The following is a 20,257-nucleotide window of genomic DNA, read 5'->3' on the forward strand; positions in this document are numbered from 1 at the left end:
AGCTGCGATATAATAAAAACACGTATGAAAACCTATATTGAGGAAGGAGTCAATCATCATGGCATTTATTGATCTTATGAAGGAAAAGGCAAAACAGGATGTAATGACCATCATCCTGCCGGAGAGCAACGATAAGAGAACTCTTATCGCAGCAGCACAGGTATTAAAGGAGAAGACAGCTGACCTGATCATGATCGGAAAAGAGGAGAAGATCATGGATGGTGCTCACTGGCTGGAAGTGGACCTTACAGGTCTTAAAGTCGTAGATCCGGATACAGATCCGAAATTCGACCATTATGCAGAGACACTGTTCAAATTAAGAGAGAAAAAGGGCATGACTCTCGAGAAAGCACAGGAGATCTTAAAGACAGACTACATCACATACGGCGTTATGATGGTAAAAGAAAAAGACGCTGACGGACTTGTTGCAGGTGCCTGCCACGCAACAGCTGATACATTAAGACCGGCTCTTCAGATCTTAAAGACAGCTCCGGGAACAGAGCTTGTATCCGGTTTCTTCATCATGGATGTTCCGAACTGCGAATTTGGCGCAAACGGCACATTCCTCTTCGCTGACTGCGGATTAAACCAGGATCCGACATCTGCAGAGCTCGCTGCAATCGCTGACAGCTCCGCTAAGAGCTTCCGCGCACTTGTTGGAGAAAAGCCGATCGTGGCTATGCTTTCCCACTCCACAAAGGGCAGTGCGAAACACGCACTTGTAGATAAAGTTGTAGAAGCTACAAAGATCGCAAACGAGAAGTACCCGCAGCTTGACCTTGACGGTGAGTTACAGCTTGATGCTGCAATCGTTCCGTCCGTAGCAAAGGCAAAAGCAAAAGGAAGCGAAGTTGCCGGACATGCTAATGTACTGATCTTCCCGAACCTTGACTGTGGTAACATTGGTTACAAGCTGGTTCAGAGACTTGCAAAAGCAGAAGCTTATGGTCCGATGCTTCAGGGTATCGCAAGACCGGTCAACGATCTTTCCCGTGGATGCTCCGCTGAGGATATCGTTGGTGTAGTAGCCCTCACAGCTGTACAGGCTCAGATGGCTTAATCTATAATTACTTAACAACAATGGGGAACGACGCAAAATCGATCAAGAGGAAACGGCGTTCCCTTTTTGGCAACAACTGTAATATCCAGTCTTCGTTCTGGAGACCGGAAGACACAGATTCTATTTTATAATCACAAGGAGTTTTATCTGTCATGAATATTTTAGTTATCAACTGCGGAAGCTCTTCCTTAAAGTACCAGTTAATCAACTCTGACACAGAGGCAGTTCTTGCAAAGGGTCTTTGCGAGAGAATCGGTATCGAAGGAAGCCAGATCACATACCAGCCGGCAGGCGGAGAGAAGGAAGTCACTGTTTCCCCGATGCCGACACACACACAGGCGATCCAGATGGTATTAGACGCTCTTACAAACAAGAAGAGCGGCGTTATCGCAAGTCTTGCAGAGGTTGGCGCTGTTGGTCACCGTGTCGTACACGGCGGTGAGAAGTTTACTTCTTCCACAGTGATCACAGATGAGGCTATGAAAGCGATCGAAGAGTGCAACGACCTTGCACCGCTTCACAACCCGGCAAACCTGATCGGCATCCGCGCTTGCCAGGAGCTTATGCCGAACGTACCGATGGTAGCTGTATTCGATACCGCTTTCCATCAGACAATGCCGGAGGAGGCTTATCTTTACGGTCTTCCGTACGAGTACTATGAGAAGTACAAAGTAAGAAGATACGGCTTCCATGGAACATCCCACAGCTTTGTGTCCAAGAGAGCTGCTGAGGTTGCCGGAAAACCGTACGAAGATTTAAAGATCATCGTTTGCCATCTTGGTAACGGCGCAAGCCTTTCCGCTGTAAAGAACGGCAAATCCGTAGATACAAGCATGGGTCTCACTCCACTTGAGGGACTTATCATGGGAACTCGTTCCGGTGATATGGATCCGGCTATCATGGAGTTCATCGCTAAGAAAGAGAACCTCGACATCGCAGGCGTTATGAACGTTCTGAACAAAAAGTCCGGTGTTCTTGGCCTGTCCGGCGTATCCAGCGACTTCCGTGACATTGAGGAAGCAGCTGAGGCTGGCAACGACCGCGCAGCGAAAGCTCTTGCAGCTTACAACTACCGCGTTGTTAAGTACATCGGTGCTTACACAGCAGCTATGGATGGCGTAGATGTGATCGCATTCACAGCAGGTCTTGGTGAGAATGGCAAGTCCATGAGAAAAGCTGTTTGCGAGCATTTATCCTACCTTGGCATCAAGATCGACGACGAGGCTAACAGCGTAAGAGGAAAAGATATCGTAATCTCCACACCGGATTCCAAAGTTAAAGTTATGGTAATCCCGACAAACGAGGAGCTTGCGATCGCAAGAGAGACTCTGGCTCTCGTAAAATAATTTTTGACAGTTTGTCCGTGCGGATATCTGTATGGTGAACTGATTCGCAATGACGCTGACCCGTTCAGAACCCTGTGAGAGCAGGAGATGAGCGGGTTGGCTTCTGTGCTGTCTGGAGGTTTTAACGTCTTCAGGACGGCTTTGAAGCCCTCTCGACATACGCTGGGGTTTCTTACAGGTACGAAAGTATTTCGTTCCTGGTGCTCTTGATGCGCGCTCTGGCGCGGTTAAGAATTTGTCACAAGAATATGGTTTGAGCGCAGAAATGCATGAAAAACAGAGCTTTTAAAATTTAATATTTTATTAGAAAAATTGTTGACAAATTGTTCCTGTTCATATATAATATCTTAGTGCGTATTAGGAGAAACATAATATGCTGATTAATTTATCTGAAGTTTTTACTCTGGAAGGCAAAGAGAAAACCTGGGAAGTACCGTTTGAAGCGAAAGCTTACAAGGGCTCCCGAGTTGAGTATCCGGTGGTTTCTGCGAACCCGGTAAAGATCACTGTAAAAAACCTTGGAAACAGAAAGCTGAGTCTTACGGGAAATACTTCCGTGACTCTTGCGATTCCCTGTTCAAGATGTCTGGAACCGGTGAATTACACCACAGATATTGAGTTTGACCAGGAGATCGATATGAATGCTTCCGATGAGGACAGAGTGAAGGACTTGGATGAACAATCTTATTTATCTGGTTATAATCTGGATGCCGATATGCTGGTTTGCAATGAGTTATCATTGTACCTGCCTATGAAGGTCCTTTGCAAGGATAATTGCAAGGGAATCTGCAGTAGATGTGGAGCAAATCTCAACAAGGGAGATTGCGGCTGTGATACATGGGTTCCTGACCCGCGGATGGCAGCCATCCAGGATATTTTCAAACAGTTTAAGGAGGTGTAACCATGTCTATCTGTCCTAAGAATAAATCTTCCAAAGCGAGAAGAGACAGCCGCAGAGCGAACTGGAAAATGTCCGCTATGAACTTAGTAAAGTGCAGCAAGTGCGGTGCTTTAATGATGCCTCATAGAGTATGCAAGGCATGCGGCAGCTACAACAAGCGTGAAATCGTTAAAGTTGAAGACTAATTAAGAATTATGAGATCCTCCGGTGGTTTTCCCCCGGGGGATTTTTTCGTCTACAGCAAGAAGCCAGATACCGCGGTATCTGGTTTTTTGCATTTGAAGCTTTTCGTTGTTCCTGCATATTTATCTCGTGAAATTTTCAGAATAATCCATTAAGATCTGCGCGACATACTGCATATCAGAAGGTGAGAAGCGCTGATCGCAGGGAAGGGATATAATGTGGTCATAAATGTATTGTACTGATGATTCCGGTAGCGGATGAACCAGCGGTCCCATTGGCCAGTAGACAGTCGAGAGAATCTGGTGATCTGTCAGGTATTGCTGTAATTCGCTGCGTTTTTCGGCATACAGGCAGAAATGGCTTGGAACAGCAGACTCCGGAAGTTCGGAAAAGACTATCTGCACACCGCGAAGCGGTGCTGCAAGGGCTTTTAAAAGTGCAGCATAGTTTTCACGCCTTGTCCTGCAAATGGAATCGAAGTCAGCATGGCGTAGGAGATATTCTGAATTATCATCACTGGCAAAGCTATCAAACATCTGACGAAGTCGAAGTTCTCCCTCCCAGAAAATATCTCTGTTTTCTGTCTCGATGGATTCTTTGCGTTGCTTGAGATGTGTTAATTCTACCGGCAGAAGAGGTGTTTCAAAGGTTCCGTTTCGTTTAACAGCAAATCCCCCGCAGGCAACCCCCATCCATTTTCGGAAGCTTCCGGCAAAATAATCACAGAGAGGATCGATACCGTCAGCTGAAAGCATGGAATGAGTTACATCTTCAAAAATAACAACTCCTTTTTCTTTGCAGGCTTTAACAAAGCTGTGATCATAGTTGCAGAAGCCATAGTAACCGCAAAGAGATAAAACACTGATTTCATCGATAACCGCTGTGTCAAAAATGCTGTGCAAATTCTGGTCCAGCTCATAAAATTTCAGCTGATATCCGGCTTTCTTAAAAGGAGCAAGGACCGTTCCACAGGTATACATAGGCACATACGCGACTTTACGCGTATCGTACCGTGCAATATCCTGTAAACAATAATAGATACCGCATCGTCCGGACATGGTAAATGCCAGATCATCACCAGGTGAGCAGATACGCGAAAAGTATCCGTTTTCGATAGGTGTGTTGGGTTCGTAGTGGAACATACCACCAATTTTTCGCATGTTTCATTTCCTCCTTACCAGTAGAAAAAGGTTACACGGATGTTTTTGTCCGTTAGCTAAAAACTCATTATAATTATAATAGATTGTTAATAAAAACGAAAGCTTTATTTTGTGCAATAATAAATTTCCTATTACACAAAAGGAACACAATAATATCATTAATAATTATTGTTTTATAATATGATTGCCAAAGCATAAAAAGAGTGTGTTAGGCAGTCATGAAAACTTCTGAAAATGCTGTCATAATAAAAAATAATACAAAAAATTAACGAAATAATGGATATCTTTTTTTATTGTTAAGAGAAAGCTAAAATTATTGACAATCCTATTGGCATAGACTATACTTATTTTAGCAAGAATGGTACGAAACTTTTAAATTGTCAGATAAAAATTCAATGCTAAAGAGGCACAGGAGGTTATTAACAGTTAAATTTTAAGTCAAACGTCCGTGAGACTTGGTGCGTGATTCTGCTCAGCGTAAGCTGACATATTCTTTACAGAATCACTGTACATCCTCGCGGAGCGTTTATCTCAGTCGGAGACTAACTCCCACTGAGACTAATTTGTTATTACTCGCCACCTGAAGAGGTGAGAGTCTTCTCGACTGAGATAAATCATATAGATAGATGTTGAGTTTTATAGGATATAGGGTAGAGTACTATTAAAAGGAGTTAATACTCTGAGTTAATATTATTCTATACATAAATTTTCAAAAATTATAGGCGTATCTGTTCAGACATTACGAAATTGGGATGTCAATGGAAAGATATCAATAAAAATGTTGAAGGATTCATTATGGACGCAAATGGTTACTACAGCTTGGATAAGGTTAAGGTTGCACAGTAATTAACGGCAACACAGTAATTGATGAATGTCGGGCTGTCTGGTTTTCGGATCGTCCGATTTTTCAGCAGATAATAATTATTATGTGAAAGGAAAGAAACTATGAGACTTGAAAATTTGACTTGGCCGAAAGCACAGGAATATTTTGAAAAAAATGATATGGTACTTATATCTATCGGCAGTATTGAGTGTCACGGTCGTCACATGCCGCTTGGAACCGATACACTGATTCCAAATCATTTGTTGGAGAAAATCGAGAAGAAGAGTGATGTTTTGATTGCTCCGACCATTCCATATGGTTCCAGCCCAGGTTTAGCTCCGTATCCTGGTTCAATTGATATTGACAGCGAGGTACTCTATCAGTTTTGCCGTCAGGTTTTCCTGAGTCTGTATCGTCACGGCGCAAGAAAATTCGTTTTTCTGAACGGACATGGCGGTAACATCAAGATGATTCAGCGCCTTGGCATGGAATTCGAGGATAAAGGCTGCCTGGTTGCTATGCTTAACTGGTGGCTGATGGCATGGGATATGAACCCAGCATGGAAAGGCGGTCACGGCGGCGGTGAGGAAACAGCTGCGATTCTTGGAATTGATCCGTCTTTAGTTGACAAGAGTGAGATAGGTGGTGAACTCCAGTTTAAGCACCTGTCTGATAATCTGAAGACAACTGGTTTCCGTTCTGTTGAGTATAAGGGAGTTACCGTTGAGATTCCCCGCAAAACTCCGCATGTTACAGACAACGGATGGATTGGACCGGATCATCCGAGTACCGCTACAGAAGAGTGGGGCAAGGAAATGCTCGAGACCACAGCAAACTATATTGTTGATTTCATGGAAGAGTTCAAGAAAGTTAAACTTTCATAAAGCAATGCCAGAGTGGATAAGAACGTGACGCTGAAAATGATTGCAGCAATTTTAAATGCAAATGGCGCATAGTAAAATATGATACGAAAAGACCGCCGGTCCAGATTTCTCTGGTAACCGGCGGTCTTCCCTATGAGCAAAACAATTAAATGTAGAAGAGCAATGCATCGTATGTCGGATACGGGAGATAATCCTCCGGGATCAGGACTTCCGCATCGTTGACAGCCAGACGGATCGTTTCCATCTCGGCAAGGATCGTGTCATGGTAGTAAGTTCCAGCCTTTAAGTAGTCATCCATGCCTTCCGCGGTACCGATCATATCCTTTAAGATATCAAGCTCATCAGAGATCGTATCTGCGAGTCCGGAGAGCTTTGTGATCAGCTTTTCTTCCGCCTTTGTTGTAATGCCAGGAACAAGCTCTTTCTTGGTGCTGCCTGTGCATGCGAGATCGTTTACATAGGAGAACAGAGACGGAAGGAAGTCTTTCTGTACCATTTCCTCCATAGTCTTAGCCTCGATATGGATCGTTTTTGCGTAATCCTCAAGAAGGATCTCGTAGCGGGAGAAGAGTTCTTCTTTTGTCAGTACATGATGCTTTGTGAAAAGCTCGATGTTCTTTTCGGCAATTAAATGCGGAAGAGCTTCCGGTGTCGATTTCAGGTTCGGGAGTCCGCGTTTCTTGGCTTCCGCTAACCACTCATCGGTATAGCCGTTGCCGTTGAAAATGATCCTTGCATGGTCTGTGAAGGTATCCTTTAAAAGCTTGTGGATCGCCAAATCAAGCTCTGAGCCGGTAAGCCCTTCTAAGACCTTGCAGAAGCCTGCGAGAGACTCTGCAACTGCTGTATTTAAGATCACGTTCGGACCTGACAGGGAGAGAGAGGAGCCCGGCATACGGAACTCAAACTTATTTCCTGTGAAGGCGAACGGTGATGTACGGTTACGATCTGTGTTATCTTTTGTGAAGTGCGGGAGTACCTTCGGGCCGATGGACATCTGAACGGCACCCTTTCCTTCAAAATATGTTTCGGATTTAATGGAATCGACAACAGCCTCCAGCTCTTCACCTAAGAACAAGGAAACGACTGCAGGCGGTGCCTCGTTTGCTCCGAGACGGTGATCGTTTCCGGCCGTTGCAACGGAGATTCTTAAAAGATCCGCATAATCATCAACAGCTTCCACAACGGCTGCTAAGAACAGTAAGAACTGTGTGTTTTCTGCCGGTGTCTTTCCTGGATTCAGAAGATTTTCACCGGTATCCGTGGAGAGTGCCCAGTTGTTATGTTTTCCGCTTCCGTTGATGCCCTCGAACGGTTTCTCATGGAGCAGGCACGTAAGACCGTGGCGGTCAGCAACCTTCTTCATCATCTCCATAACGAGCTGGTTGTGGTCAACAGCAACATTGACGGTTTCAAAGACAGGAGCAAGCTCATGCTGCGCAGGAGCAACCTCGTTGTGTTCAGTCTTTGCCGGAATTCCGAGCTTCCAGAGTTCTTCATTTAATTCTTCCATGAAGGCTTCCACTCTCGGCTTGATGGAACCAAAGTAGTGGTCATCCATTTCCTGTCCCTTCGGAGCCGGAGCGCCGAATAAGGTACGTCTGCAGAAGATCAGGTCTTTTCTTAAGCGGTAGCACTCTTTGTCTACCAGGAAATATTCCTGCTCAGCGCCTACCGTAGTGTTGACGCGTTTGACATCTGTTTTTCCTAAAATGTGGAGTAAGTGGGTAGCTTCTTTGCTGACAGCTTCCATGGAGCGGAGCAGCGGAGTCTTTTTATCGAGTGCCTCGCCGCTGTAAGAACAAAAGGCAGTTGGGATACAGAGCGTATGTCCCTTGATGAATGCGAAAGAGGTAGGATCCCATGCGGTATAGCCGCGGGCTTCGAAGGTAGCGCGTAAACCGCCTGACGGGAAGCTGGACGCGTCCGGCTCACCTTTTACGAGTTCTTTTCCGGAAAATTCCATGATTGCTTCGCCGACACCGGTCGGAGAGAGAAAACTGTCATGCTTCTCAGCGGTGATGCCTGTCATCGGCTGGAACCAGTGGGTGAAATGGGTAGCGCCATGCTCCAGAGCCCATTCTTTCATGGCAACAGCTACAGAGTTTGCGACATCCAGTTCCAGATGGGAACCGCTGTTGATGGTCTTTGCAAGTGCTTTGTAGATATCCTTCGGGAGACGTGCTTTCATTTCGGAGTCGTTGAATACAAGACTTCCATACAGTTCAGGAATGCTTTTGCTCATAGATGTTTCTCCTTTCAACTCCGCTGAGGAACTTCTTTGCTCCCCATATGCGGGAAATTATACTTGATTTGCTGCCTGTTCCGGGGTGGGGAACAGACAGTAGTCACTTTACGGATCGATATTTAAGTATAGGGGGTTATGGGGAAGATCCGTAAAATGCGAGAAGGGCACCGGGGTGTATGTTTCATGCACCCAAGCGCCCTTGCTCTTATGGTGGTATAATATACTCGTTTTTCAGGATTTGTCAACACATTTTTTTGAATCTTTTTTTGATCACAGACAGCGTTCCTATTATTAAACATTTTTCTGTTTCGGATGGTCTTACAGTTGTTCTGCCGTTTCAAGGAGTCAAAACAGTTTTAAACAATTCTATGTCAGGACATAAGAATCGTCTTTTCAGGCTGCGGATCCCGTATGGAAGGAATTGGATGAAAAAACTTTAACAAACTGCGAAAAAACTACTTTACAAATTTGAAAAAATGGAATATAGTAGTTCCATATTTTTTTAGCGCAGTCAATACCTATGAGCAATTAATCCTGCGTAAAAATAAGTTTCATAGTGATGGAATGAATTAGACAAAGGTGTCAGAGTCTTAGTACTTCTGTCACCTTTTTTTACTTGAAAGCGTTGTCAAGCGGTTAGACATTCTGCGTGCCTGCACGCAGTGAAGAATAGGCATTTGACGGCCAAGCCGGTATGGTAAGCAGGGCGATAGCCCGGATTACGAATGCTGGCGGTAGCTGCGGGAGTGCCGAAGCCACGGAGCAGCTGGCTTTCAGCATTATATGAAACTACAGTTTCCCCACATTAACAGTAATATAAATTTGGAGGTAAGGTATGGCAGTTAAATACGTATTCGTCACGGGAGGCGTTGTCTCCGGACTCGGCAAAGGTATTACCGCCGCATCCCTTGGACGTCTCTTAAAGGCAAGAGGTTATCAGGTAACGATGCAGAAGTTCGATCCTTATATCAATATTGATCCGGGTACCATGAATCCGATCCAGCATGGAGAAGTGTTCGTCACAGACGATGGAACAGAGACCGACCTGGACCTTGGACATTATGAACGCTTCATTGATGAGAGCCTTGATAAGAACTCCAACGTAACCACCGGAAAGATCTACTGGACCGTTCTTCAAAAAGAGCGTCACGGAGACTTCGGCGGAGGTACCGTACAGGTGATCCCACACATCACAAACGAGATCAAAGCAAGATTTTACCGCGCGAAATCCCCGGATGAGGACCGCATCGCGATCATTGAGGTCGGCGGTACCGTCGGCGATATCGAGAGCCAGCCGTTCTTAGAGGCGATCCGTCAGTTCCGCCACGAGATCGGATACCAGAACTCAGTTCTGATCCATGTAACGCTTGTTCCATATTTAAAGGCATCCGGCGAATTAAAGACAAAACCGACCCAGCAGAGTGTTAAAGCCCTTCAGGGAATGGGAATCTTCCCGGATGTGATCGTATGCCGTACTGAGGTTCCGCTTGAGGATGGCATTGAGAGCAAGATCGCATTATTCTGCAACGTCCCGGAGGATCATGTGCTCCAGAACCTGGATGTTGAATATTTATACGAAGCTCCACTTGCAATGGAAAAAGAGCGCCTGGCCCAGGTCGTATGTGAGTGCCTGAACATTCCGTGCCCGGAGCCGCAGCTCGGCGATTGGAAACAGATGGTGGACGCGTTAAAGAATCCGACGAGCGAAGTGACCATCGCCCTGGTAGGAAAATATATCCAGCTTCATGACGCATACCTCAGCGTTATGGAGGCATTAAAGCACGGAGGCATCGCAAACCGCACAAAGGTATCCATCAAGTGGGTGGATTCCGAGTTCTTAACTCCGGAGATCCTCGATGACACCTTTGCCGGTGTGGACGGAATCATTATTCCGGGCGGTTTTGGTTCCAGAGGAACCGAGGGAATGATCCTGGCAGCCAACTATGCGAGAGAGAACAAGATCCCATTCCTCGGAATCTGCCTCGGCATGCAGATGGCCATGGTCGCATTTGCGAGAAATGTTCTGGGATATGAGGATGCAAACAGCTCCGAGCTGAATCCGGATACAACACATCCGGTGGTTGATCTGATGCCGGATCAGAACGGCATTGAGAACCTTGGCGGAACCTTACGTCTTGGTTCCTATCCGTGTGTTCTCGACAAAAAGTCCAAGGCATATGCCCTTTATGGAACAGAATTGATCAATGAGCGTCACAGACACCGCTTTGAGATCAACAACCATTACCGCGATGATTTTACATCCCATGGCATGATGATCTCCGGTCAGTCCCCGGACGGTCATATCGTTGAGATGATCGAGCTCCCGGATCACCCGTTTTATGTGGGAATTCAGGCTCATCCAGAATTAAAATCAAGACCGAACCATGCACATCCGCTTTTCGCAGGCTTTGTTGAAAGTGCGGAGGAGCAGGGCGTACTCAGACGTGCAAAGAAGCTTCTCATGAAGAGAAATCATCTTTCCGAGCCGGAAGCGCACCGCTATCTCCAGAAGACCAGCATGGACACAGGAAGAACCATGACGGAGAGCGCCCATATGGTCACCATGCTGATCCATGAAGATTAATGTTTATCCCCGCCGTGTGCGGAGAGCCAAGCTGGACCTGCAAGTCGGTAATCATCCGGCACTTTACCTGGTTATTGCAAAAAAAATTGTTACAGTTCAGTCATTATATCTTCTTGTTTTCATATTCATGAAAACAAGAAGCTTGGTGGTTTCACCATATGCTGATTTGGATGAAAAAGTGCTTATGCAAGCAAGCTTGCAACACACTTTCTCATTCAAACCAGCGCATGGCTGAACTGTAACAAAAAGTTAAAGTATTTGCCGGATTTTTACTGCAGTTTTTGCATATGTGTGGTATATTTACATATAAAAGTGGTGCAAAGCGACTAACCGGATAGCGTGCCTGCACGCAGAGCCGGTTAGGCATTTGGCAACCAGACCCCACATGCATTTACAGAAAGAGAGGATTTGAGACATGTTTAAAGTCAATGAAAATTTTGCCAAGCTGCCGGGCAGCTATCTCTTCGCAAATATCGCAAAGAGAGTATCAGCATTCCAGGCAGAGCACCCGGAAAAGGAGATCATCCGTCTTGGAATCGGTGATGTGACACAGCCGATCGCTCCAGCGATCATTGAAGCGATGCACAAAGCTGTCGATGAGATGGGACATGCTGAGACTTTCCGCGGCTACGCTCCGGAGCAGGGCTATGACTTTTTAAGAAATATTATTGCAAAAGAGGATTTCCAGGAGAACGGCTGCGACATCTCTGCTGACGAGATCTTCATATCCGACGGCGCAAAGTGTGACTGCGGAAATATCCAGGAATTATTCTCCTTAGACAGCGTTGTCGCTGTATGCGATCCAGTATACCCGGTATACGTGGATTCCAATGTTATGGCAGGCCGCAGCGGTCTTTACAACGGTGAGACAGGCCGTTTCGACAAGATCGTATATATGCCGTGTACTGCTGACAACGGATTTCTTCCGGAGTTTCCGAAGGAGCATGTAGACTTGATCTATCTCTGCTTCCCGAATAACCCGACCGGTGAGGCGATCAAGAAGGCAGATCTCCAGGCATGGGTGGATTTCGCGAACAAGAACGGCGCTGTCATCATCTATGACGCTGCTTACGAGGCATATATCACAGAGGCAGGCATCCCGCACTCCATCTATGAGTGTGAGGGCGCTAAGACATGTGCGATCGAACTGCGCAGCTTCTCCAAGAAAGCAGGCTTTACCGGCATGCGTCTCGGCTTTGCTGTGATCCCGAAGGACTTAAAGTGCGGCGATGTCAGCTTAAATGCCATGTGGATGCGCCGTCAGGGCTCAAAGTATAACGGAACTCCGTATATTATCCAGCGCGCAGGCGAGGCCGTGTATTCTCCGGAAGGAAAGGTGCAGGTAGCAGAGCAGATCGCTCGTTACATGAAGAATGCAAAGACCATCTATACAGGCTTAAAGGACACAGGCTTTACCGTATACGGCGGTGTAAACTCCCCGTATATCTGGTTAAAGACTCCGAACGACATGAAGTCCTGGGATTTCTTTGATTATCTGTTAAACAATGCCGGTATCGTGGGCACTCCTGGTGCAGGATTTGGTCCGTCTGGAGAGGGATATTTCCGGATCACTGCTTTCGGAACTTACGAAAATTCTTTAAAAGCACTTGACAGAATCAAAAATCTCTGATAAAACATAAAACATCAAAAAGATATCAAACAAAGGCGTTGAAGGAAACTCCCTTTCGAAAGACTTTACAGAGAACCGTGTGACAGCTGAGAGCATGGAAGAAACGAGAAAGGCGGGAACGCTCCGGAGCCGGCTGCTCGAAGATCGGATACGATGGTAGGACAGCACGCAAGCTGCACGTTACGCGGCCGAGTCGTTAGGATGATGGTCCGACAGCGAAAGCGGCGACTCATGAGTGGCATGGAAATGCAATGCGGGTGGTACCGCGGGTGATATAGATCCCGTCCCGGAGAACTTTTAAAAGCAAAAGTCTCCGGGGCGGGATTTTTGTTGTTCAAGCTAAAAGGCCTCAAATTTTACCCCACAAATTTAGGAGGATCAGATTATGGAGTTTGTAACAGGATTAGAAGACAGAAAAGTAAAAACTCTTGAAGAATTGGAAAGAGAAGAGTCCGTTGGTACCGAAGTTACCGTTGAAGGCATGGTACACAGCATCCGCGATATGGGAGAAATTTCCTTTGTGATCTTAAGAAGCCGCGATGGTCTCTTACAGACCGTGATCCAGGCAGGAACCGGAAAGGAAGTCCTCTCCGAGATCCGTGAAGGTCAGGCAGTTCGCGTGACTGGAACTGTTTTCAAGGAAGAGCGCGCACCCCACGGAATTGAGATCCATCTTGCCGATGCAAGGATCCTTTCAAAACCGGAAGAGCCGATGCCAATTGCCATCGACAAGTGGAAACTTCCCACATCCCTGGAGGCAAACTTAAACCGCCGCGCCATCGCATTAAGAAACGTCCGCGAGCGAGCGAAATTCCGCATCCAGGAAGGTATCTGCCGCGGCTTCCGCGAGTTTATGACAAGCCAGGGATTTACCGAGATCCATACCCCGAAGATCGGCGCGAAATCCGCAGAGGGCGGTGCAAACCTCTTTAAGCTCCAGTACTTCCACAGACCGGCAGTTCTGGCGCAGAGCCCGCAGTTCTACAAACAGATGATGGTCGGCGTGTTCGACAGAGTCTTTGAGACCGGTCCGGTGTTCCGTGCAGAGAAGCACAACACAAAGAGACATTTAAACGAGTACACAAGCCTTGATTTTGAGATGGGATTCATCGACAGCTTCATGGATATCTGCAAGATGGAGACAGCGATGCTGCAGTACGTGGTAGAACTTCTGAAGAAAGACTACGCGAAGGAGGTCGCCCTGTTAAAGATCGAACTTCCGAACGTGGAAAAAATCCCATTCGTCCGCTTCGATGAAGCGAAACGGCTGATCGCTGAAAAGTATGACAGACAGATCAGAAGCCCACATGACTTAGAGCCGGAGGAAGAGGCGCTGATCGGCGAGTACTTCAAATCTGAGTACGGAGCAGAGTTTGTTTTCGTTACCCACTATCCGTCAAAGAAACGTCCGTTCTATGCGATGGACGATCCGGAGAACAAGGAATTCACCTTAAGCTTTGACCTTTTATTCCGCGGTCTTGAGATCACCACAGGCGGCCAGCGGATCCATGATTACGAGACGCTCTTAAAGAAGATCGCGGAGAAAGGCATGGACATCGAGGGGATGGAAGATTATCTTGACTGTTTCAAATACGGAATGCCGCCCCACGGTGGTCTCGGAATCGGCCTTGAGCGCCTGACCATGAAGATGATCGGAGAGGACAACGTCCGTGAGGCATGCCTGTTCCCGAGAGATATGACAAGATTAAAACCGTGATGGTATAGAGAAAGGATTTGAGATTATGGCAGAGATGATCACCGATAAGACGATGGATGAGATTGAGATCTTGGCAAAGCTTCACCTGACAGAAGACGAGAAAGAAAAATCAAGACAGGATCTTCAGCAGATGCTCGATTATGTTGATATGCTGAATCAATTAGATACCTCCGATGTGGAGCCGTTGACCCACATCTTCCCGATCAAGAACGTGTTCCGCGAGGACGTTGTTCTTGAGAGTACCCCGAAGGAAGAATTGTTAAAGAATGCGCCGAAGGAAAAGGACGGACAGTTCCTTGTTCCAAAAACCATCGGTTAGGAGGAGACGGATATGAAAATACTGGAACTTTCCGCCACAGAGCTGGCAAAGAAGATAAAAGCAGGCGAGATCACCTCAGAGGAAGCCGCAAAGGCGTCCCTGGCGCAGATCGCGAAGGAAGATCAGAAGATCCGCGCGTACCTCACCGTGGATGAGGAGAAGGTCTTAGCACGGGCAAAGGAAGTGGACAATGGAATCCGTTCCGGAAAATACACAGGCCCGTTGGCAGGTGTCCCGATCGCAGTGAAAGATAATATCTGTACAAAAGACATGAGAACCACATGTGCTTCAAAAATCCTTGAAAACTTTGTCCCGTTCTATGATGCGACGGCGGTCACAAGGATCACAGATGCCGGCATGGTGATTCTCGGAAAGACAAACATGGATGAGTTCGCCATGGGAAGTACCACCGAGACTTCCGCATTTGCGGTCACAAAGAACCCGTGGGATACGGAACATGTTCCGGGCGGTTCCTCCGGCGGTTCCTGCGCGGCGGTCGCAGCCGGTGAATGCTTCGCGGCTCTCGGCTCTGATACCGGCGGATCCATCCGCCAGCCGAGCTCCTACTGCGGTGTTACCGGAATCAAACCGACATACGGAACGGTTTCCCGTTTTGGCCTTGTGGCTTACGCGTCTTCCCTGGACCAGATCGGACCGATCGGCAAGAATGCAGCCGACTGTGCGGCCCTTCTTGAGACCATCACAAGCCATGACGAGAAAGACAGCACCTCCATGGAGAGAACGGACACGGATTTCACTTCCGCCATCGGAAAAGATATCCGCGGCATGAAGATCGGTATCCCAAAGGAGTATCTGTCGGACGGACTTGACGATGATGTGAGAGCAGCCATCGAGCAGTGTGCAGCCTACTTAAAGGAGTGCGGAGCAGATGTAGAATACTTTGACCTCGGTCTTATGGAGTACACGATCCCGGCATATTACGTGATCGCGGCTGCGGAGGCAAGCTCTAACTTAGAGCGTTTCGACGGTGTCAAATACGGCTACCGCGCGAAAGAGTACGAAGGTCTCCACGACATGTACAAGCGTTCCAGATCCGAGGGATTCGGGCCGGAGGTCAAGAGAAGAATTATGCTGGGTTCCTTCGTTTTAAGCTCCGGATATTATGACGCATATTACCTGAAAGCGTTAAAGGTACGTGCCCTGATCAAGAAAGCCTTTGACGAGGCATTTGCAAAGTACGACATCATTCTCGGACCGGCAGCTCCGACGGCAGCTCCAAAGATCGGAACTTCTTTAAGCGATCCGATGAAGATGTATTTAAGCGATATTTATACGGTTGCCGTAAACCTTGCAGGTCTTCCGGGACTCACAGTCCCGTGCAGCATAAACGAAAAGGGACTACCGATCGGTGTCCAGCTTCTCGGTGACTGCTTCAGAGAAAAGACCCTGTTTGCCGCAGCATCCGCCATCGAGAATGTCCGCGGTGGATGGACACTTCCGTTTGCCAGAAAGGAGACCTTATCATGAAACAGTATGAAACCGTCATCGGTCTTGAGGTCCATGTGGAGTTAGCCACAAAGACGAAAATTTTCTGCGGATGCAAAACAGATTTCGGCGCAGCGCCGAACACCCATGTCTGCCCGATCTGTACGGGTATGCCGGGATCTCTTCCTATATTAAATAAGCAGGTCGTGGAGTTCGCACTTCGCGCGGGCCTTGCTTTAAACTGCCAGATCAACCAGTTCTGCAAGTTTGACCGTAAGAACTACTTCTACCCGGATAACCCACAGAACTACCAGATCTCCCAGTTATATCTGCCGATCTGCCACGACGGTTATGTGGAGCTTGAGACGGCAGCTGGAACAAAGCGCATCGGCATCCATGAGATTCATATGGAGGAGGATGCGGGAAAGCTGGTTCATGACGAGTGGACCGACAGTTCCCTGGTAGATTACAACCGAAGCGGCGTTCCGCTGATTGAGATCGTATCCGAACCGGATATGAGAAGCGTCGATGAGGTCATCCAGTACTTAGAGCATCTTCAGTCCACCATGCAGTACCTCGGCGTTTCCGACTGCCGTCTCCAGGAAGGTTCCATGCGTGCCGACGTAAACCTTTCTGTCCGCGAGGTGGGAAGCCCGGTATTTGGGACGAGAACTGAGATGAAGAACTTAAACTCCTTCAAGGCCATTGCCCACGCCATCGAGGGAGAAAGAGAGCGCCAGATAGAGCTTCTTGAGGAGGGTCGTGCTGTTGTCCAGGAGACACGCCGCTGGGATGACAACAAGGAATCTTCCCATGCGATGCGTTCCAAGGAAGACGCGAAGGACTACCGTTACTTCCCGGACCCGGATCTTCCGCCGATCGATATCTCCGACGCGTGGATCGCTTCCATCCGTGCGGCTCAGCCGGAGTTAAAGAAAGCAAAATCCAGGAGATACCAGACTGAATACGGGCTGAGTGCTTATGATGCAGATATCCTCACAGGAGATAAGGCGTTAGCTGAACTCTTCGAGAACACCATCAAGGCAGGGGCAGCACCGAAGAAGGCGGCGAACTGGCTGACCGGAGAGACCCTTCGTCTTTTAAAGGAGAAGGAATCAGAGGCATCGAAGATCACCTTCACAGCAGAGCATCTGGCATCCCTTATCGCACTCCTTGAGAAGAGCGTCATCAACAACCAGACTGCAAAGGATGTGTTTGCCGTCATGTTTGAGTCCGATGTGGATCCGGCAGCTTATGTTGAGGAACATGGACTAAAGATCGAGAGCGATTCCGGACTTCTGGAGGAGACCGTGAAGAAGATCCTGGACGCAAACCCGAAAGCTGTGGGCGAGTTAAAGGAAGGAAAAGACAAAGTCATCGGATTCCTCTTGGGACAGGTCATGAAGGAGATGAAAGGAAAAGCAAACCCGTCACAGGTGAGCGGGATGATCCATAAACTTGTGCAGGAATAAAATGCGAAGAAGCCGTTAAACGGATCTGCATGCCTCGTAAGGAACCTGGTAAGGACAGGTCTGATAAGTGGTAAGGGCATATGAATTAGAAAAAGTCATGATAATAGGATCTGAATCTTAGACCGATCATCATGGCTTTTTTATCTCTTTCTTCTTTATATAAGGTATTTTTTTCCAAAAACCTGTCATTCCCTGTTCATGAAAACTGCATGAAAAAGGTATTGATTTTATGAAAGGTATTTAGTATATTAATTACTATAAAAGTCCCGGAGAGCGGCAGTGCGTTTTTACGCCGTTCGATGGGATGCTCCGTGCTATGGAAATATTTATCAACGCTTTTCTGAGCGCGGACAGGAATTGGAGAGAAAAACATGATAAAAATTGCTGTAGACGCCATGGGCGGGGACAACGCCCCTGGAGAGATCGTAAAAGGTGCTGTCGATGCGGTCACAGAACGAAAAGACATTACCGTCTGTTTAACTGGACAGAAAGATGTCATCGAGAAAGAGCTCTCAAAATATACCTATAAAATAGAGCAGATTGAGATCGTTGATGCCCCGGAAGTGATCGAGACGGGAGAACCGCCGGTCAATGCGATCCGTAAGAAAAAGAATTCTTCCCTTGTGGTCGGTCTGAACCTCGTAAAAAACGGGGAAGCGGACGGCTTTGTATCTGCCGGAAGCTCCGGAGCTGTTCTCGTTGGCGGACAGGTCATCGTCGGACGTGTCAAAGGTGTGGAACGCCCGCCGTTAGCACCGCTTATTCCTACGGAAAAGGGAGTCTCTCTTCTGATCGATTGCGGCGCAAACGTTGACGCGAGACCGTCTCACCTGGTACAGTTTGCCCAGATGGGTTCCCTCTATATGAAATATGTGATGGGAATCGAGAATCCGCGTGTGGCGATCGTCAATATCGGTGTGGAAGAGGAAAAGGGAAATACCCTTGTGAAAGAGACATTCCCGCTCTTAAAAGAGTGTAAAAATATAAACTTCATCGGAAGTATCGAAGCTCGTGAGATCCCCCACGGCGGCGCGGATGTGATCGTCTGCGAGGCATTTGTGGGCAACGTGATCTTAAAGCTCTACGAGGGTGTGGGCGCGACGATGATGACGATGGTGAAGAAGGGCCTGATGAGCAATCTCAGAAGCAAGATCGGTGCGCTTCTCATCAAACCGGCATTAAAATCTACGTTAAAGAGCTTCGACGCGAGCCAGTACGGCGGCGCACCGCTCTTAGGCTTAAAGGGACTCGTCGTGAAAACCCACGGAAGTTCAAAGGCGAAAGAGGTCAAGAACTCGATCATCCAGTGTATCTCCTTTAAGGAGAATGAGATTTCTGATAAAATAAAAGGGTGTCTTGCCCCGGAAGAGACAGAAGCATAACCGTTTGGCCGGGCGTTATGTGCGCTGCGGACTGAACCGTTACACATTATAAAACTAAATCTAAATTATTAAGCAAAATAGGAGAGGATGGAAATTATGGAGTTTGAAAAATTACAGCAGATCATCGCAGAGGTTCTCAATATCGATCCGGAGGAGATCACAATGAACACTACATTCGTTGATGATCTCGGCGCAGATTCCCTGGATGTATTCCAGATCATTATGGGTATCGAGGAAGAGTTCGACATTGAGATCCCGACTGAGGAAGCTGAGAAGATCGCAAGTGTCGGCGATGCTGTTGAGGCAATCAAAAACGCATTAAATTAATCGCAGGAAAAGGTGTCTCTTCACAGGGACACCTTCTTTTAAAGAAAGGCTAATCATGAAAGAAAAACTTGAAAAACTTCAGGAAATGATCGGTTACCAGTTCAAGGATCCAGGACTTCTGACTCACGCCCTGACTCACAGTTCCTACGCAAACGAAAAGCATTGGGATAAGACACGCTGCAATGAACGTCTGGAATTCCTTGGTGATGCCGTGCTCGAGGTGATTTCCAGCGACTTCCTGTTCCACACATACGAGTCTATGCCGGAGGGCGAGATGACGAAACTCCGTGCCAGCCTTGTCTGCGAGCCGACGTTGGCTTACTGTGCGGATGTGATACCGCTTGGCGACTATCTGCTTCTCGGAAAAGGCGAGGATCTGACCGGCGGAAGGAAGCGGCCGTCTGTTGTCTCTGACGCGATGGAGGCGGTCATCGGCGCAATTTATCTGGATGGTGGTCTTGCTAATGCAAAAGAGTTCATCCATCGTTTTATTCTGAATGATATTGAACATAAACAGCTCTTTTACGATAGCAAAACTATCCTGCAGGAAATGGTTCAGGCAAAGTACAAAGAAACGCTTGTCTATGAACTTCTCAAGGAAGAGGGGCCGGACCACAACAAGTCTTTTGAGGTCTGCGTAAAAATCGGGGATGAGGAGATCGGAAGAGGTCTCGGACGTACGAAGAAAGCGGCGGAACAGGTTGCCGCCTACCACGGAATCTGTAAGATCCAGTAAGACACAGATCACGTATTTTAAGAAATAGGAAAATTAACG

The 20,257-nt window shown here is 47.3% G+C and carries 17 protein-coding genes; 15 read left to right on the forward strand and 2 right to left on the reverse strand.

Features of this window, described 5'->3' with window-relative positions; all coding sequences use genetic code 11:
- Positions 1-58: 58 nt before the first annotated feature.
- The 4 genes from pta to rpmF all read left to right on the forward strand — a co-directional run bounded on the left by pta (position 59) and on the right by rpmF (position 3,492).
- On the forward strand, positions 59-1,060 hold the full coding sequence (gene pta / locus GPK83_RS12630; protein ID WP_015554502.1) for a phosphate acetyltransferase: 1,002 nt from the start codon (positions 59-61) through the stop codon (positions 1,058-1,060).
- Between the two features lie 152 nt (positions 1,061-1,212).
- The gene (locus tag GPK83_RS12635; protein WP_015554503.1) at positions 1,213-2,406 is read left to right on the forward strand and encodes an acetate kinase; all 1,194 of its coding nucleotides are present in this window, start codon (positions 1,213-1,215) and stop codon (positions 2,404-2,406) included.
- Between the two features lie 373 nt (positions 2,407-2,779).
- Entirely contained in the window at positions 2,780-3,307 is a 528-nt protein-coding gene (locus tag GPK83_RS12640; RefSeq protein ID WP_117470287.1) for a DUF177 domain-containing protein, read from the forward strand.
- Positions 3,308-3,309: 2 nt separating this feature from the next.
- Positions 3,310-3,492, forward strand: coding sequence for a 50S ribosomal protein L32 (gene rpmF, locus GPK83_RS12645; protein ID WP_015554505.1), 183 nt, complete (start codon positions 3,310-3,312; stop codon positions 3,490-3,492).
- 120 nt (positions 3,493-3,612) lie between these two features.
- Here rpmF and GPK83_RS12650 read toward each other — a convergent pair whose 3' ends face one another.
- Positions 3,613-4,650: a DegT/DnrJ/EryC1/StrS aminotransferase gene (locus tag GPK83_RS12650; RefSeq protein WP_117504342.1), complete on the reverse strand. Its 1,038-nt coding sequence runs from the start codon at positions 4,648-4,650 to the stop codon at positions 3,613-3,615.
- A 945-nt stretch (positions 4,651-5,595) separates the two neighbouring features.
- Between GPK83_RS12650 and GPK83_RS12660 the strand changes: the two genes are divergently transcribed.
- Positions 5,596-6,357, forward strand: coding sequence for a creatininase family protein (locus tag GPK83_RS12660; protein WP_117470286.1), 762 nt, complete (start codon positions 5,596-5,598; stop codon positions 6,355-6,357).
- Positions 6,358-6,502: 145 nt separating this feature from the next.
- Here GPK83_RS12660 and GPK83_RS12665 read toward each other — a convergent pair whose 3' ends face one another.
- Positions 6,503-8,602, reverse strand: a complete 2,100-nt coding sequence (locus GPK83_RS12665; RefSeq protein ID WP_215704933.1) for a glutamine synthetase III — start codon at positions 8,600-8,602, stop codon at positions 6,503-6,505.
- Between the two features lie 838 nt (positions 8,603-9,440).
- On the opposite strand from GPK83_RS12665, the gene GPK83_RS12670 reads away from it, so the two are divergent.
- The 10 genes from GPK83_RS12670 to rnc all read left to right on the forward strand — a co-directional run bounded on the left by GPK83_RS12670 (position 9,441) and on the right by rnc (position 20,218).
- Positions 9,441-11,189, forward strand: coding sequence for a CTP synthase (locus tag GPK83_RS12670; protein WP_117470284.1), 1,749 nt, complete (start codon positions 9,441-9,443; stop codon positions 11,187-11,189).
- A complete protein-coding gene (locus GPK83_RS12675; RefSeq protein WP_215704934.1) occupies positions 11,179-11,424 on the forward strand; it encodes a hypothetical protein in 246 nt (81 codons plus the stop codon). Before GPK83_RS12670 ends, GPK83_RS12675 begins: the two co-directional genes overlap by 11 nt.
- A gap of 180 nt (positions 11,425-11,604) precedes the next feature.
- On the forward strand, positions 11,605-12,819 hold the full coding sequence (locus GPK83_RS12680; protein WP_215704935.1) for an LL-diaminopimelate aminotransferase: 1,215 nt from the start codon (positions 11,605-11,607) through the stop codon (positions 12,817-12,819).
- A 385-nt stretch (positions 12,820-13,204) separates the two neighbouring features.
- Complete coding sequence (aspS, locus tag GPK83_RS12685) at positions 13,205-14,536, forward strand: aspartate--tRNA(Asn) ligase (protein WP_215704936.1); 1,332 nt, start codon at positions 13,205-13,207, stop codon at positions 14,534-14,536.
- 25 nt (positions 14,537-14,561) lie between these two features.
- On the forward strand, positions 14,562-14,855 hold the full coding sequence (gene gatC / locus GPK83_RS12690; RefSeq protein ID WP_015554512.1) for an Asp-tRNA(Asn)/Glu-tRNA(Gln) amidotransferase subunit GatC: 294 nt from the start codon (positions 14,562-14,564) through the stop codon (positions 14,853-14,855).
- Positions 14,856-14,867: 12 nt separating this feature from the next.
- Complete coding sequence (gatA, locus tag GPK83_RS12695; protein ID WP_117552597.1) at positions 14,868-16,343, forward strand: Asp-tRNA(Asn)/Glu-tRNA(Gln) amidotransferase subunit GatA; 1,476 nt, start codon at positions 14,868-14,870, stop codon at positions 16,341-16,343.
- Positions 16,340-17,773: an Asp-tRNA(Asn)/Glu-tRNA(Gln) amidotransferase subunit GatB gene (gatB, locus tag GPK83_RS12700; RefSeq protein WP_215704937.1), complete on the forward strand. Its 1,434-nt coding sequence runs from the start codon at positions 16,340-16,342 to the stop codon at positions 17,771-17,773. Before gatA ends, gatB begins: the two co-directional genes overlap by 4 nt.
- A 371-nt stretch (positions 17,774-18,144) precedes the next feature.
- Complete coding sequence (gene plsX / locus GPK83_RS12705; RefSeq protein ID WP_117484546.1) at positions 18,145-19,155, forward strand: phosphate acyltransferase PlsX; 1,011 nt, start codon at positions 18,145-18,147, stop codon at positions 19,153-19,155.
- A gap of 96 nt (positions 19,156-19,251) precedes the next feature.
- A complete protein-coding gene (gene acpP / locus GPK83_RS12710; protein WP_015554516.1) occupies positions 19,252-19,482 on the forward strand; it encodes an acyl carrier protein in 231 nt (76 codons plus the stop codon).
- Positions 19,483-19,537: 55 nt separating this feature from the next.
- Positions 19,538-20,218, forward strand: a complete 681-nt coding sequence (gene rnc, locus GPK83_RS12715) for a ribonuclease III (protein ID WP_015554517.1) — start codon at positions 19,538-19,540, stop codon at positions 20,216-20,218.
- The last annotated feature ends 39 nt before the right edge of the window (positions 20,219-20,257 follow it).

It is taken from the genome of Clostridium sp. MCC328 (genome assembly GCF_018785465.1).
GTDB lineage: Bacteria > Bacillota > Clostridia > Lachnospirales > Lachnospiraceae > Pilosibacter > Pilosibacter fragilis.

What these genes read in the sequence shown, in the direction of transcription:
- pta (WP_015554502.1), top strand. Translation starts at nt 59, where the DNA reads ATGGCATTTATTGATCTTATGAAGGAAAAGGCAAAACAGGATGTAATG.
- GPK83_RS12635 (WP_015554503.1), top strand. Translation starts at nt 1,213, where the DNA reads ATGAATATTTTAGTTATCAACTGCGGAAGCTCTTCCTTAAAGTACCAG.
- GPK83_RS12640 (WP_117470287.1), top strand. Translation starts at nt 2,780, where the DNA reads ATGCTGATTAATTTATCTGAAGTTTTTACTCTGGAAGGCAAAGAGAAA.
- rpmF (WP_015554505.1), top strand. Translation starts at nt 3,310, where the DNA reads ATGTCTATCTGTCCTAAGAATAAATCTTCCAAAGCGAGAAGAGACAGC.
- GPK83_RS12650 (WP_117504342.1), bottom strand. Translation starts at nt 4,650, where the DNA reads ATGCGAAAAATTGGTGGTATGTTCCACTACGAACCCAACACACCTATC.
- GPK83_RS12660 (WP_117470286.1), top strand. Translation starts at nt 5,596, where the DNA reads ATGAGACTTGAAAATTTGACTTGGCCGAAAGCACAGGAATATTTTGAA.
- GPK83_RS12665 (WP_215704933.1), bottom strand. Translation starts at nt 8,602, where the DNA reads ATGAGCAAAAGCATTCCTGAACTGTATGGAAGTCTTGTATTCAACGAC.
- GPK83_RS12670 (WP_117470284.1), top strand. Translation starts at nt 9,441, where the DNA reads ATGGCAGTTAAATACGTATTCGTCACGGGAGGCGTTGTCTCCGGACTC.
- GPK83_RS12675 (WP_215704934.1), top strand. Translation starts at nt 11,179, where the DNA reads ATGAAGATTAATGTTTATCCCCGCCGTGTGCGGAGAGCCAAGCTGGAC.
- GPK83_RS12680 (WP_215704935.1), top strand. Translation starts at nt 11,605, where the DNA reads ATGTTTAAAGTCAATGAAAATTTTGCCAAGCTGCCGGGCAGCTATCTC.
- aspS (WP_215704936.1), top strand. Translation starts at nt 13,205, where the DNA reads ATGGAGTTTGTAACAGGATTAGAAGACAGAAAAGTAAAAACTCTTGAA.
- gatC (WP_015554512.1), top strand. Translation starts at nt 14,562, where the DNA reads ATGGCAGAGATGATCACCGATAAGACGATGGATGAGATTGAGATCTTG.
- gatA (WP_117552597.1), top strand. Translation starts at nt 14,868, where the DNA reads ATGAAAATACTGGAACTTTCCGCCACAGAGCTGGCAAAGAAGATAAAA.
- gatB (WP_215704937.1), top strand. Translation starts at nt 16,340, where the DNA reads ATGAAACAGTATGAAACCGTCATCGGTCTTGAGGTCCATGTGGAGTTA.
- plsX (WP_117484546.1), top strand. Translation starts at nt 18,145, where the DNA reads ATGATAAAAATTGCTGTAGACGCCATGGGCGGGGACAACGCCCCTGGA.
- acpP (WP_015554516.1), top strand. Translation starts at nt 19,252, where the DNA reads ATGGAGTTTGAAAAATTACAGCAGATCATCGCAGAGGTTCTCAATATC.
- rnc (WP_015554517.1), top strand. Translation starts at nt 19,538, where the DNA reads ATGAAAGAAAAACTTGAAAAACTTCAGGAAATGATCGGTTACCAGTTC.